Origin of the sequence: Candidatus Mesenet endosymbiont of Phosphuga atrata (assembly GCF_964020175.1) — a bacterium.
Taxonomy (GTDB): Bacteria; Pseudomonadota; Alphaproteobacteria; order Rickettsiales; family Anaplasmataceae; genus Mesenet.
Genome location: NZ_OZ026541.1, coordinates 601,493 through 615,654 on the forward strand (window position 1 = coordinate 601,493; position 14,162 = coordinate 615,654).

Consider the following 14,162-nt stretch of genomic DNA (forward strand, 5'->3'; position numbering starts at 1 on the left):
TGGGATAATAAAATAAAAATGCTATTTAATAAAACACTCATCAAAAAGAGGAAGATATAAAGGATTAGATAATTTATTGTATTTCTTAAATATTTTTAAAAAATGCATTAATTGCTGCATCTCTAAATGTTTCATTAACATCAGGGTGAGAATGACATATTCGGTAAATATCTTCTGTAGCGGCACCATATGCCATAGCTACTGCTGCTTCATTAATAAGAACATCTGCATATGCACCAATGATATGTACGCCTAATATTTCATCCTTATCTTTTGATGCTAATATTTTAACAAATCCTTCAGTATCTCCCTCTACTCTTGATCTGCCGTTTGCAGCAAAAGTAGATTTCCCAGCTTTGTATTGAACATTTTCTTTTTTTAGCTCTTCTTCTATTTTACCGATAGAAGATACCGCAGGGTGAGTATATATCACTGAAGGAATAATGTCATACTCTACGCTTGGAAGCTGGCCTGCTATTATCTCTGCAACTGCAATTCCTTCTTCTTCTGCTTTGTGTGCCAGCATTGCCCTGCCGATTACATCGCCAATTGCATATACCCCAGAAACATTTGTTTCATATTTTTCATTTACCTTAATAAACCCACGACTATCTTGCTCTATAATATTTTCAATTCCAAGATTTTGAGTAACTGGCCTGCGACCTACAGCCACTAATACCTTATCTACTTCAATAGTACTTAATGTATTATCAGATGCGGATTCAATTACTATTTGTAATGCCCCAGCTTCTTTTTTAATTTCCTTAACTTTGCTACTTAATTTAAAATCAATACCTTGCTTCTTTAAAACTGACAGCAGATTCCTGCTTACTTCATTATCCGTTGAACCAGCAATTTTATCGAAAAACTCAACTACAGTAACCTTTGAACCTAATCTACTCCACACAGAAGACATCTCAAGCCCTATAGCTCCTGCACCAATTACTGCAAGCCTACCTGGAACAGTGGGAAATGATAATGCACCTGTTGAAGATACAACATCTTGCTCATCTACCTCTATTCCTGGTAAAGTAGCAACATCTGACCCTGACGCAATGATTATATGCCTTGCTTTTATGTTTTTTCCTTCAACAGAAACTGATAAATTGCCTTTTTCAAAAGAAGAAATACGACCAATTCCTGTAATTTTAGTAACTTTATAACTATTAAATAAAGAATCTATTCCTTGGCCTAACTCATTAACTTTAGCATTTTTAAAATCCATCATTTTGTTTAAGTCAAAACTTGGATTATCTACTTTTATGCCAAATTTACTGACATTGTTGACTATGTTATAATATTCATGTGAGTAATGTAGTAGTGCTTTTGATGGAATACAGCCACGATTTAAACATGTTCCACCTAAAACTGGGTTGCTGTCAACACAACCAACCTTAAGCCCAAGTCGTGCAGCTGTAATTGCACATTTATACCCAGCTGGCCCTCCCCCAATAATTATGATATCATAACAAACATCACTCATATAAATTCCTTATTTTAAATAAACCACCACCATTTGTTGTAATATAGAAAGAAGAGTCAGAAGAAACCAAACTGTGATAGGTTCCTTTTGGTATACTATTGACTTTTTCAATTGTTCCAGCACTTGGATCAATCTTCATAAGCATACCTTGATTTGTTGTAATAAATAACTTATTTTGAACAAACACAGGTTCATTAAGGTAAGTGCTATTATCTATTTTTGTTAATTCCAAGGTCCAAATTGACTGACCATTTAGTAGATCTAGTGCTATGACCTTACTATCATCTGTGATTATAAACAAACTATTTTCATTAGCTTCCGATACAGCTTTAACATTCAATGTTTGCAACCAAATCTCATCTCCAGAATTTAATTTAAGAGCAAATATGCCAGATCCATTTGTAACTATTACTTTTCCCCCTTGAATTCTTGGTGTGCTAATAACATCTGTAAAAGGATGATCTAGAAAATCTGAAGTAGGTAATTTATGCTCCCAAAGCTTTTCCCCATATTCATTAAACGCTGCTATATCGCCACTTGAAAATGGTACAACAATGATATCATTATTAACTACAGGAGAAGTAGAATTTAATTTTGTAAACTCTACCTGACTACCTTGGTAACTCCATGCTAAGCTGCTATCTTTTACACTTATTGCATATAAGTAATTATCTATAGTTAAAGCTATCAGCACATCATTTAATATTGCTACTTCACCCCTAACAGGAGCTTTTAGTTCCTTTTGCCATATTATTTTACCTTTTTCGGGGTCTATTTTATAGACTACATTCTCTATCGTGCAAAAAATATAATCATATTGATATAAAAGACTTGCCCTAATATACTTTTTTGTTGGAAGATTCAACTTCCACTTTAAATCACTTAGATTTTCATTATCTAATAGATATAAATTACCTTGTGCATCTAGCACAGCTATATCATCTTTTAATACAACTGGAGCTACAATTCCTTGCGATGATTTTGTTATGATAGGCGATCTTGTTAATTGAGAAGCTTGACTTTTTATTTGTTCTGTAGAAACATCATTTCTTATATCTTCTGCCTTATTACTAGCTGCTACTAAAGTAAGTGATAATAAAAATAATATAAGACCTAAAGTTTTCACTGTTAACTTTTAAATAACTAATTTTCTAACATATTTGTGTTCTTAAAGCAAATTAAAAGTAAAATAAATAAAGAGGTTATTATATAACTTTATCAACAAATGAATGATACTCGTTGATCCAGTTGATTTCATCTTGGGTTAATAAGTTATAATTTATTAATCTTTTATCATATGACACGCATGTTAATTGTTTAAAACCTAAGAATCCTTCTGTTTTTTCCTCTACATACATCAAATTTTCAATGCGTATGCCATATTCTCCTGGCTTGTAATATCCTGGTTCATTAGAAAGTATCATTCCAGGCTGAAGGGGAATATTATTACCTTTTGCAATGGCATGCGGCCCTTCATGTACTGCAAGGTAGCTACCAACTCCATGACCAGTGCTGTGGCTGTAATCTAAATCTGCCTGCCACAGGTGCATGCGTGCTAATATATCCAACTCTCCACCAGTTGTGCTGGGAGGAAAGATAGCTCGTACTATTGCTATATGAGCTTTAAGTACTCTAGTGTAGTTATCTATCTGCTCATTTGAGGGTGTACCTATTGCAATTGTTCTTGTTATATCAGTTGTGCCATCTAAGTATTGCCCTCCTGAATCTATGAGGTATAATCCATTTCTCTTTATACGTTTGTTTGTTTTTTCATTTGCTCTATAGTGAATTATAGCTCCATTTTCAGCAAATGCTGAAATTGTAGGAAAGCTTAAAGATTTAAATAAATTTTGTTTTTGTCTAAACTCTAAAAGTTTTTCTTCTGCATTTAGTTCTGTAATACCTTTATCTATGTTTTTTTCAAGCCAGTTCAAGAAATTTGTAACTGCAGCTCCATCCCTAATATGAGCGTTAATTGCACCTTGTATTTCTGCTTCGTTTTTGATAGCTTTAGGCAGAGCACACAAGTCTTTTGCTTCCATGATATTCTTACCATCAAGCAATTTCATAATTCTCATTGGTACTGTTTCAGGATCAATTATTATTAGGTCAATTTTATTTAAAACGTTACCAAGGCAACTGAAGCCTAAGACATGTACATGCTCATCTAACCTAAACTCAAAAGACAAATCTTCCATAAAAAGATCCACATGACCATTCCCATAAAGAATTGCATAGCTAAGTACTACAGGGTTATATAAAAAGTTGTCATTTCTAATATTAAGCAGCCACGATATTGATTCAGAGCTTGTCAGCAACACTGCATCTTGCTTGTTTATTGTTTTTGCTACGTCCAAACATTTCTGCTTGCTGCTTTTGCCAGAATATTGTAATGGATAATTAATAACTTTTTGTTTTGTTGCAAAAGGACGATTCCATAGTTCATCTATAGGGTTATCATCTAATGGCTTAAGCACACAAACTCCCTCATACTTTCTAATTTGATTTAAAGTAAATAGCGATATTTGGTAAGCTAAGATGCTATTTTGCTGTAAGTTTTCTTTAGCCCACTGCCAAGGAGTTTTTTTGCTAATATCGAATATTTCATATATATTTAAGTCGATTTCATAACTTGCCTGCAGAATATAACGCCCATCTGTAAAAAAAGGAGATTTGCCTTCTTTTGTTACAATTACAGTACCATTTGTGCCAGTAAAACCACAGAGCCATTTAAGTCTCTGTTTATTTTCATGTGGGTAGTCGCTTAGGTATTCATCTTTGTTGTGAAGCAAGAACGCATCTGCCTGTGCTTTCTTCATTAAGTTATTTAGTCTTTCAATCATGGTATATTATCAACCTATCGTTTTTTATAGTGAAATCAAAATGTTTGAGTAAATTCATTCCCAACAAAGAGGTAGACATAGGATATGTATTTATACTAACTCTCATATTTTTTACCACAAAACTTCCTATTTTTATCTTAGGAATTTCAACTGATCCAGCTAGTACTGTACCATTTGCTGTTTGATATCTTTTGAAATCTCTAATCTCTTTTAAATTAACGCCAATTTTCTCTGCATCTTTCAGTGATAACACAGTATCTGTGGCTCCTGTATCTAACAGAAAAGTAATATTTTTTTGATTAATTTCTGCTTGAATGTAGAAATGTCCGTTTGATGACTGTTTAAACTCAAGACTGCCATCCTTTGCAACATATCCTTTGTATGGGAAAAATACAGTAACTAATTTACTATTTAATATTTCATCACGTAGACCATAAACAGTGGCAATAGATGTGATAATTATTAGCCATGTTACAATATATTTTACATTAAAGTTTTTACTAAATATTACGATAAAGGCCAAAATTAACAGTAAAAATATGCAGTATAAAAGCATTTAAAACTCTTCATTTTATTTAATATACACTATAAATCAGATTTCTTTTAAAAAGTTTTACTAATGGCTTTCAGTAATTCAAATGCATATATCTTAATAAAGACAGATTTTTATTGATTTTTATTATTAGATATACTAATATAGTAATAATTAAATGGGGGAAATATATGCCTAAGAATCAATTTACTCAGGCAGATTTTGAGGAATCAGTAAGGCAACGGTGGTTGACTGATAATCTTAAAGCAGCAATAAAACTTATAGATTGGAATAGAAAGGTAAATGCAGAAATTGAGGAAAAACAAAAGCAAGAACAGGAGAAGCTTGAACAACAAAAATTAAAAGATTTAAAGCAAGAACAACAAAAAGCGAGTAGTAGTTCAACAAACACAGAACAATCTCCTACAAAAGCAACTGGCGCAAGACCAAAACAAAAAGAGCCGGAGAAAAAAAGGTGCAAGAAAAAATATAAGGAAAATAGGGAACAAAAAAATAAAGAACAGCAGCAGGAAAGGGATAAGCAAGCCTACTCTAATTTTAAAGATATATTAGACCAATATTTCGAAGACATAGTGGTAAAGATTACAGCTCATGTACTAATTGATATTAAAGATACGAGTAATATTAATATGAGGGGTGACTTATTTAAAAAAAATGAGAAATATGAAAAGCAACACATGAATCATCGAGAAAAACTAAGATTTTGCATAAAAGGATATGTTGCTGCTCTAATGTGCAAGAAACTACTACATGAAGGTAATATAGGTATTTCATATACAAAACTGCCAATGGGTTTCCAAGAAGAATTAATTAGTAATACTAAAACTTACGAGCAAGGATTCATGTCTGATTCTCAGGTAATGGTACAATTTGAACCAATTTATAAAAATATTAAGAAAAATAATGCCAAAGAAACATTTCGAGATAAATTTTATAAAGAAATGCAGACAAAGTTATCTAAGTATGGAGTAAAAATTCCTGATATCAGATATTCAGATGTACCTGATATTGAAAATATAGAGAAAGTAGAAAATGATTTGACAAGTGAAATTAATACTCTGGTTAAAAAAGATGATCTTTACCCTAAAGAGGGAGCTGTAATGCCTTGGGGTGTTTTATCTGATAGACGTAATTTCACAGACATATGTGAATTTTTAGATAATATAATGAAGAAAAATAACTACTTAATAGATATGGATTCATTAGTAAAAAAATATCAGCCAAACAGCTCAGTGGAAGAAGCTTCTACTAAGCCAAATAGCACTCGAGAAGTTAATGACCAAACTCTCTAGAAAGTAGAGGGCTGAAACGTTGAGAAGGTAAAGTATTATTGTACTAAATTATGGTTGCGGGGGTAGGATTTGAACCTACGACCTTCAGGTTATGAGCCTGACGAGCTACCGGGCTGCTCTACCCCGCGTCACTAACTATTAAAATAGTATAATTACAACTTATAGCGTTTTAATTTTTAATGCAATAAAAATATTAAATTTTATAATTTAAGAAATTAATTATTTTAGATAAAAATTAAATGCTAATTTTTCTAAAAAGAATATTCTTATCAGCTAATATATTGATTAATTATATAGCGTATAATCTCAAAAAAGAATCACATAACTTAATATTATGGGCTCCAGTCCTTCAAGGAGCTGGTATTTTAGTTTATTTTTCTCTTAGCTTTGAGCCAAATCTGGTTGTTACTATATTAGTTTTCTTTCTAGTATTCTCTTTATTTGCTGTAATTGTTTTTTACTACAGAAAATATTTAATACTTCTTCTTCTTACATTATTATTGTTCTTAGGGTTTATCAGTGTAGTAATTAAAACAAGATTAACTTCTACCCATACGATTAATCAAAAAATATACGTAAAAAACATCATAGCAAAAGTTAAAGAAATAAATAAAAAGGGTTCTTATGAACAATTGCTGCTTAGTGAAGTGCAAAATATCAGCAAGATAGATAATATTAAGATTACAGTGCGAACAAAGGTAGAAGAAAATGTTGATATAGGAGATCAAGTAATGCTATCAGCCGCTCTTTTTCCTCCTAATATCGCTCCTTCAGAATACTCATACGATTTTGCCAGAATATCGTATTTTCAAAAAATTAGTGCTGTTGGTTTTTCTACAAGCACAGTCACATTATACCAAAAAGCAAATAGTAAGAAATTTCATGAATATATAGAGTCGTTTAGGCAATATATTTATAGTAACCTGCAAAAAAATATGAACAAGTTGCATGCAAATATTACTGCTGCTTTACTTATTGGTAAAAAAGATGGAATAGATAAAAACGTAATGAATGTCATTAGAAATGCCGGTATTGCTCACTTATTTGTAATATCAGGATTGCACTTAGCGTTTGTTTCCAATTTATTTTTTCTTCTTTTTAGAAATGCATTTGCTTTATCTGAAACTATTACCCTAAAATATAACATAAAAAAAATTTCAGCAACAATATGCATAGTGCCAACAATCTTTTATCTCCTGATTACTGGCATGCAGATTTCTGCTCAACGTGCTTTTATTATGGTAACTTTAGTAGTTATAGCTGTTCTTCTAGAAAGAAAGTATAATAGTCTTACTTCAATAGCGTTTGCTGCGTTTGGAATTCTACTATTTCAACCAGAATCAATTTTAAAACCAAGTTTTCAAATGTCATTCTCTGCTGTACTTGCACTTATTGCAAGCTATCAAATTAGTACAGAAAAACTTCCAACTGGTAAAACAATTAAGTATTTTATTTCAATTCTCTTAAGCTCAACTGTGGCAAGTTTAGCTACTATGACATATACAATATACAATTTTAATTACATCTCAATTGGTGGTGTTGTTACTAATTTAGTTGCCATACCAATTATTACATTACTTACAATCCCGATGGGAATAATCTATGTAACACTGATTCCATTTAAGTTTGAATGGCTTATTTCAGGGGCTATTGAATATTCAATAGATATAGTTTTAAGGCTTTCAGAGAAAGTTGCAAATATTAAATACTCAACTGTATATATGCATAGCATTTATCCTGAGGCAGCAATAATTATAACCATTGGACTGTTATGGTTATGTTTGTGGCAGAGAAACTGGCGTTTTTGGGGCTTAGTTATTATAGTTATAGGAATATTTATTGGTATCTTTTATCAAACTCCAGATATTTTAGTAAACAGTAACAATGCTGCTACTCAAGAGAATGACGGTTTACTATATTCATTAACTAAGAAAAATAGAAATTTTATCAGTGTAACCTGGGCAAAGCAAAATGGCCAACTAAAGGCTTTACATTATAAAAATTATAATAGAGAAGATAAAAGATTATCATGTGATGACTTTGGCTGCATATATCAAAATGCGAATAAGTCAGTACTTATTGCCTATAAACAAGAATCAATTGTGCAAAACTGCGATAAAGTTGACTTAATAATACAGCTGAACAAATTTATTTATCCTGTTTGTAATACCGCAATTATAAGGTATGACGATCTTGAAATTTATGGTACGCATTCAATCTGGCTATCTAGCAAAAAGATCAAAATAAAAAGGATACGTAGCGATAGGCCATGGCATTTATTTGGCTTGAATGCATTTATATAGCATAAAAAAGCAGAATTAGCATAAAATTAAATACTCCATGCTATAGTGAGAATATATTTATTAAACGGAGTCTTATATGCCTTATAAGCCAAACACAGAACATATAATACAATCTATAGATGCTGATGACTGCATCCGCAATATAATTAAAGCTAATATGAAAGACATTATAGATAAGGTAAATAAATTAGATCTTGATAATAATGATATTAAAAATATTGCTAAAGAAATAACGACTACGATTGAATGGACCGAAGGTTTTAAATGTGGAAAATCATATACTAATATTCCAGAAGAAGCACAATTGTGTAATATAATCGCCGATATAATCGATAATCCAAATTTTTGTAATAGTGATGATTTAATATAATTAATTTAAGTAACCTTAAGTTTTTTTAAAACTTAAGGTTACATATTTAAAGCAGTTACATAAAACTGTTTGATTTATTAGCAGTTAAAAAATTCATAAAAACTTTTATTTAAAATTTATTACCGAAGAAAAAGCAGCTTGAGTTACAGTATTGTATAATTCACTAACCTTATCTGGATCAAAAACGATTATATCTTTTGATATTTCATTGTTCTCATTAAATAATTTATCTTCAATACTGTCTTTATCACTACACTTTTCTTTATAACAAGTAATCCTATAAGAAACTTCGTTATCCTCTTCTTCTTCTTTTGTCAATGTCAGAATCTCACTACTTTCTGTCATTACTTCATTTTCACCATTCCCATCAAATGTCAACTTATCCAAGTCACCAGTTACTGATAAACCTTCCTTGTTTAGCGTTAATTCTATTTTTTTCATACCCTTTATTTTAGCTATAGTCTTATTTATAGGATTGTTTTTTAAATTTTTAATTTCTTTATCCTTTTTTTCTTCTAAGCTTTTCTTCTCCTTATCCTTACTATGACTAATTGCTATACAAGCTATTCCTGCAGCTGCTATTGCTAGAAATGTTGAAGCAATTAAAGTTAAAGAATTTATTAATATATTAATCAAAGTATATTTGCAAAACTAAATCCTGATTTTCTACTGATTAAGTGGTATAATCTTCGCTATTGGCCTCTGCTGTGAACAGCACTAGATATTTAATCCAATCAAGTATATTATACCTTAATAAAAAAAGAGATATTGTGGGACAGATATTACACACAAGACAACGTACGCTGTGCGAACAGAATTACAGCGCTTACAATCACGCAGTTAAGTAAACAATATAACCTGAATCCTAAAACGGTCTTAAAATGGAAACTTCTATAGAACTATGGGCCCTAATTATCTGAGAGAGAGGAATTACCGTCAAAAATCTTCAGATGATTGTTTTTTAAACAACTACCTTATCTCGCAGTATCGTTGCTTAAAAAGACACAATCTTTACCTAAAAAGAATATTAAGCCAAAACTTCAAAAAATACGATACTTTTATGTTGATATTTGTGAAAAAAGAGGAAAAAGTTTATATTTATGTAGGAATATTGTAAATATCTGGGATTCTCGCACAGGCTGCTATTTTCTTGAAATTTGCTGTGCCTTATAAGATTCATAACTGTATTCAATTCTCCCATTCTTTGCTTAAAAAAGCTTCTAAAGACAAAATTCATGACTTCGATATAAGAAATTCAACATTGTTTGACTAAGTTTATTGGATAAATGGGCAGAATGAATAGAACTATTAAACAAGCCACAGTTAAGACTTACCATTATGAAACAGTTAACCAACTGAATTTATGACTTCTTGAAAGCTATGCTCAAAAACTCAAGACCCTCAAATTTTAACACCATGGAAAAGATATTGTCTGAATACAAATTAACATGTTTCATTCAAATCCTTATCATTACTTGATGGGACTAAATATCTAGTCTCAAATATTAATATTTTACCTAATCTAAATTAGAGGATCTTTCTTTTATCCAAAGCAAGAATTACTCTATTGCTGTACTTAATAAATTAGAATGGTTTTAGCAAAAAGTTACAAATGAATAAGGAGGGTAATGCAAGCCTTTAGGTGATAATGTGAAGATTTCTACTCCATTATTTGTAACACCAATTGAATGTTCAAATTGAGCGGAAAGCGAAAGATCTCGCGTTGTCACCGTCCATCCATCGTGTTTACTTAATATAGTATCATGCTTTCCAGCATTAATCATAGGTTCAATAGTAAAGAACATTCCTTCAGACAATACCATGCGTTCATCTTCATCATAATAATGCAATACACTAGGAGGAGCATGAAAAACTTTTCCTAAACCATGACCACAATAATTGCGCACAATAGAGTAACCATACTTATTTATATGTTTCTCTATAGCCAAGCCAATTTCATTAAGATTAATACCAGGCTTCACTTGTTCTATTGCTGCCATTAGAGCTCCATAAGTTGCATCACAAAGGCGTTTTGCTTTAATTGATGGCTCACCAATCCAAAACATACGGCTTGTATCTCCGTGCCACCCATCTAATATTACGGTAACGTCAATATTTAAAATATCTCCATCTTTAAGAGGAATATCATCTGGAATGCCATGGCAAACAACAAAATTTTTTGAAGTACAAATCGATTTTGGATAGCCTTTATAACCTAAAGGAGCAGGCACTGCTCCAGATTTTACAATGAAATTATGACATAAATCATTTAACTCATTGGTTGTAACATCTGGTTTTACATACCCAGTAATAAAATCAAGTACTTCTGCAGCTAGCCGGCCAGCTTTTCGCATATATTCAAAGTCTTTTTGCGAATGAATAGTAATATCTTTCATTAAACTTCAAATTAACTTAGTAGATTAATCAATAAATATTATACTATTTAGTCAATGTTAGCTATAATTTCGTTTCAGTAAAACTCCCAACTATCAGTCTAGCAAATATTCCTTTGTTAAAATCTCAGCTATTTGCACTGCATTTAAAGCTGCACCCTTTCTTAAATTATCGGCAACTATCCACATATTTAGTCCATACTTAACAGTTTTATCCATGCGAATACGAGATACATACACAGCATTCTCTCCTGGTACTTCACATTGGGTCATATACCCTTTATCTTCACGTCTATCGTAAATCAATACTCCTTCTGCATTATCTAATACCTCATACACCTGCTCCTCTGATATTGACTGATTAAACTCAATATTTACTGATTCAGCATGACCGGTAAAAACTGGTACTCTGACGCAGGTTGCACTTACCTCTATTTCATCGCCAAGTATTTTTTTTGTCTCTGTTGCCATTTTCCACTCCTCCTTTGTTGATCCATCTTCCATAAAGATATCTATATGAGGGATGCAGTTAAATGCTATCTGCTTGGTAAATTCTTGAGATTCAGCAGTTTCATTGATAAACATCTTTTTTGTCTGGTTATATAACTCATCCATTGCTGCTTTACCTGCACCTGAAGTTGCTTGATATGTTGAAACAACAACTCTTTTTATTCGTGCTACTTTATGCAGGGGATTAAGTACTAGTAGCATTTGTATTGTTGAACAGTTCGGATTGGCGATAATGTTGCGCTTTTTATACAATGCAATTTCTTCTGAGTTGATTTCTGGTATAATTAAGGGAACATCTGGATTCATTCTAAAAAAAGACGTGTTGTCTATGACTACACACCCAGCCTCTGCAGCAGTAGGTGCATATTTTTCTGAAATTCTTGCTCCTGCAGAAAATATCGCAATATCAGTGCCTTTAAAATCATAACCCTCAAGATATAAAGCCTCTATTACCTCATCTCCAAAGCTTAACTTTTTTCCTACTGATTCCTTTGATGCTAAAGCAACAATTTCACTTATTGTAATTTTACTTTCAGACAGTACTTCAAGAATAACGCGTCCAACATTTCCAGTTGCACCAATTACAGCAATTTTATACTTTTTTTCCATAAATCTTAATTACTTAATTAATTACATCATAGCAGATGGTTAAAACATCGTCACTAGTTATTGCTCAACTTTTCTATTATCTCTTCCATTTTATCAGGAGTAAGATTTTCATAATAGTCGTTGTTTATTTGAACTACAGGCGCAGCAGTACAAGCACCTAAACACTCTACTTCTTTAAGTGTAAATAAATTATCTTCAGTTGTTTCACCAACGTCAATTTCCAAAACTCTCTTGCATGTATTTAAAATTTCTTCACTACCACAAAGCCAGCATGGAGTAGTTCTACACACTTGTATGAGGTATTTACCAACTGGAGATAAATTATACATAGTATAAAAATTTGCTACTTCATATACTTGAATATGGGGAATCTTTAGGAAATCAGCTATATACGTCATTGCTGACTCTGGTATCCAGCCACCACACTGATCTTGCGCAAGATATAATAAAGACATCACAGCACTTGCTTGCTTACCATCAGGATACATCTTAATTGTATCCTCTGCTTTTTTTAAATTTTGAGAGTTAAATTTAAAATCGGGCTGCTCTTTTCTCAATGCTCTATTTTCTGTCATCTATCTACTTCACCAAAAACTATATCTAAAGAGCCTATAATTGCAACAACATCAGCTAGCATATGTCCTCGTGCCATGAAATCCAGTGCTTGCAGGTGTGCAAAGCCAGGTGCTCTAATTCTACATCTATATGGCTTATTTGTTCCATCAGAAACTATATATACGCCAAATTCACCTTTTGGCGCCTCAACAGCAGCATATGTCTCTCCTTGTGGTACATGATACCCCTCTGAGTATAACTTAAAATGATGAATCGTAGCTTCCATCGACTTTTTCATCTCAGCTCGTGGTGGTGGAGAAATCTTGCGCTCATCAGATTTTACAGGGCCTTTAGGTAATTTTTCTATACATTGTTTAACTAATTTAACGGATTGTCTTATCTCCTCTAATCTAACCAAATATCTGTCATAGCAGTCACCATTTTGTCCAACTGGCACGTCAAAGTCGAGCTTATCATATATTTCATACGGTTGACTTTTGCGTAAATCCCAGGGCAAGCCAGAGGCACGCAACACCGGACCGCTAAACCCTAAATCCAATGCCTGTCCTATCGAAACTACTCCTATATCAACTGTACGTTGTTTCCAGATTCTATTTTCAGTTAAAACATCATCAACATCATCTATATATTTTGGAAATTCTTCTATAAATTTCATAATATCATCAATTAAGTCATCAGGAATATCAGCAGCAACCCCACCTGGACGTATATAAGCCGCATGAAACCTAGCTCCTGATGCTCTTTCGTAAAAATTCAGTATTTTTTCTCTTTCTTCAAATAGCCAAAGAAGTGGTGTCATAGCTCCCACATCTAATGCTTGCGAAGAAATACTCAGGAGATGATTTAATATTCTAGTCAGTTCACAAAAAAGAACCCGCAAATATTGAGCCCGCAGAGGAACTTCACAGTTAAGTAGCTTTTCAACACATAAAGAGTAAGCATGCTCTTGTGACATTGGTGACACGTAGTCTAAACGATCAAAATACGGCAATGCTTGCAAATAAGTTTTATATTCTATTAGCTTTTCTGTACCACGGTGCAGCAGCCCAATGTGAGGATCAGCTCTTTCTATAACCTCACCATCCATCTCAAGCACCAAGCGCAGAACACCATGCGCTGCTGGATGTTGAGGACCAAAATTTAAAGTCATGGACTTAATATCTGGCATATAGAATAGAAGTATAATAGTTAAACATTAAATCGTATATGGAAGATCTGTTATGTCAACTT

At 32.3% G+C, this 14,162-nt stretch carries 12 protein-coding genes and 1 tRNA gene; 3 read left to right on the forward strand and 10 right to left on the reverse strand.

Annotated features, from left to right (window positions below):
- Positions 1 to 85: 85 nt before the first annotated feature.
- From lpdA to AACL09_RS03000, 4 genes are all read right to left on the reverse strand, one after another.
- Positions 86 to 1,483 carry a dihydrolipoyl dehydrogenase gene (gene lpdA, locus AACL09_RS02985; protein ID WP_339048848.1) on the reverse strand — a complete coding sequence of 466 codons (1,398 nt, stop codon included), beginning with the start codon at positions 1,481 to 1,483 and terminating at the stop codon, positions 86 to 88.
- The gene (locus AACL09_RS02990) at positions 1,476 to 2,609 is read right to left on the reverse strand and encodes a PQQ-binding-like beta-propeller repeat protein (RefSeq protein WP_339048850.1); all 1,134 of its coding nucleotides are present in this window, start codon (positions 2,607 to 2,609) and stop codon (positions 1,476 to 1,478) included. The genes lpdA and AACL09_RS02990 overlap by 8 nt, the downstream gene beginning before the upstream one ends.
- 79 nt (positions 2,610 to 2,688) lie before the next feature.
- Positions 2,689 to 4,326 carry an aminopeptidase P family protein gene (locus AACL09_RS02995; RefSeq protein WP_339048852.1) on the reverse strand — a complete coding sequence of 546 codons (1,638 nt, stop codon included), beginning with the start codon at positions 4,324 to 4,326 and terminating at the stop codon, positions 2,689 to 2,691.
- Complete coding sequence (locus AACL09_RS03000; RefSeq protein ID WP_339048854.1) at positions 4,319 to 4,849, reverse strand: TIGR02281 family clan AA aspartic protease; 531 nt, start codon at positions 4,847 to 4,849, stop codon at positions 4,319 to 4,321. The genes AACL09_RS02995 and AACL09_RS03000 overlap by 8 nt, the downstream gene beginning before the upstream one ends.
- A gap of 200 nt (positions 4,850 to 5,049) precedes the next feature.
- On the opposite strand from AACL09_RS03000, the gene AACL09_RS03005 reads away from it, so the two are divergent.
- The gene (locus tag AACL09_RS03005) at positions 5,050 to 6,171 is read left to right on the forward strand and encodes a hypothetical protein (RefSeq protein WP_339048856.1); all 1,122 of its coding nucleotides are present in this window, start codon (positions 5,050 to 5,052) and stop codon (positions 6,169 to 6,171) included.
- Positions 6,172 to 6,222: 51 nt separating this feature from the next.
- On the opposite strand, the gene AACL09_RS03010 is transcribed toward AACL09_RS03005, so the two are convergent.
- Positions 6,223 to 6,299, reverse strand: a tRNA-Met gene (locus AACL09_RS03010).
- A 111-nt stretch (positions 6,300 to 6,410) separates the two neighbouring features.
- Here AACL09_RS03010 and AACL09_RS03015 point away from each other — a divergent pair.
- Together AACL09_RS03015 and AACL09_RS03020 are read left to right on the forward strand one after the other, a co-directional pair.
- Positions 6,411 to 8,474 (forward strand): ComEC/Rec2 family competence protein, encoded by a 2,064-nt coding sequence (locus AACL09_RS03015; RefSeq protein WP_339048858.1) that lies wholly within the window; start codon positions 6,411 to 6,413, stop codon positions 8,472 to 8,474.
- Between the two features lie 76 nt (positions 8,475 to 8,550).
- A complete protein-coding gene (locus AACL09_RS03020; protein WP_339048860.1) occupies positions 8,551 to 8,844 on the forward strand; it encodes a hypothetical protein in 294 nt (97 codons plus the stop codon).
- Between the two features lie 105 nt (positions 8,845 to 8,949).
- On the opposite strand, the gene AACL09_RS03025 is transcribed toward AACL09_RS03020, so the two are convergent.
- The 5 genes from AACL09_RS03025 to AACL09_RS03045 all read right to left on the reverse strand — a co-directional run bounded on the left by AACL09_RS03025 (position 8,950) and on the right by AACL09_RS03045 (position 14,100).
- Positions 8,950 to 9,480: a hypothetical protein gene (locus AACL09_RS03025; protein ID WP_339048862.1), complete on the reverse strand. Its 531-nt coding sequence runs from the start codon at positions 9,478 to 9,480 to the stop codon at positions 8,950 to 8,952.
- A 959-nt stretch (positions 9,481 to 10,439) separates the two neighbouring features.
- Entirely contained in the window at positions 10,440 to 11,240 is an 801-nt protein-coding gene (map, locus tag AACL09_RS03030) for a type I methionyl aminopeptidase (protein ID WP_339048864.1), read from the reverse strand.
- 93 nt (positions 11,241 to 11,333) lie between these two features.
- Positions 11,334 to 12,356 carry an aspartate-semialdehyde dehydrogenase gene (locus AACL09_RS03035; RefSeq protein ID WP_339048866.1) on the reverse strand — a complete coding sequence of 341 codons (1,023 nt, stop codon included), beginning with the start codon at positions 12,354 to 12,356 and terminating at the stop codon, positions 11,334 to 11,336.
- Between the two features lie 53 nt (positions 12,357 to 12,409).
- Positions 12,410 to 12,931 (reverse strand): NADH-quinone oxidoreductase subunit NuoE, encoded by a 522-nt coding sequence (nuoE, locus tag AACL09_RS03040; protein ID WP_410519814.1) that lies wholly within the window; start codon positions 12,929 to 12,931, stop codon positions 12,410 to 12,412.
- Positions 12,928 to 14,100, reverse strand: coding sequence for an NADH-quinone oxidoreductase subunit D (locus AACL09_RS03045; protein ID WP_339048868.1), 1,173 nt, complete (start codon positions 14,098 to 14,100; stop codon positions 12,928 to 12,930). Before AACL09_RS03045 ends, nuoE begins: the two co-directional genes overlap by 4 nt.
- Between the last annotated feature and the right edge of the window lie 62 nt (positions 14,101 to 14,162).

Bases quoted from the DNA above. Each gene is read 5' to 3' on its own strand.
- AACL09_RS03035 (WP_339048866.1), bottom strand. From the start codon at position 12,356: ATGGAAAAAAAGTATAAAATTGCTGTAATTGGTGCAACTGGAAATGTT.
- AACL09_RS02995 (WP_339048852.1), bottom strand. From the start codon at position 4,326: ATGATTGAAAGACTAAATAACTTAATGAAGAAAGCACAGGCAGATGCG.
- lpdA (WP_339048848.1), bottom strand. From the start codon at position 1,483: ATGAGTGATGTTTGTTATGATATCATAATTATTGGGGGAGGGCCAGCT.
- AACL09_RS03020 (WP_339048860.1), top strand. From the start codon at position 8,551: ATGCCTTATAAGCCAAACACAGAACATATAATACAATCTATAGATGCT.
- map (WP_339048864.1), bottom strand. From the start codon at position 11,240: ATGAAAGATATTACTATTCATTCGCAAAAAGACTTTGAATATATGCGA.
- AACL09_RS03045 (WP_339048868.1), bottom strand. From the start codon at position 14,100: ATGCCAGATATTAAGTCCATGACTTTAAATTTTGGTCCTCAACATCCA.
- AACL09_RS03005 (WP_339048856.1), top strand. From the start codon at position 5,050: ATGCCTAAGAATCAATTTACTCAGGCAGATTTTGAGGAATCAGTAAGG.
- AACL09_RS03015 (WP_339048858.1), top strand. From the start codon at position 6,411: ATGCTAATTTTTCTAAAAAGAATATTCTTATCAGCTAATATATTGATT.
- nuoE (WP_410519814.1), bottom strand. From the start codon at position 12,931: ATGACAGAAAATAGAGCATTGAGAAAAGAGCAGCCCGATTTTAAATTT.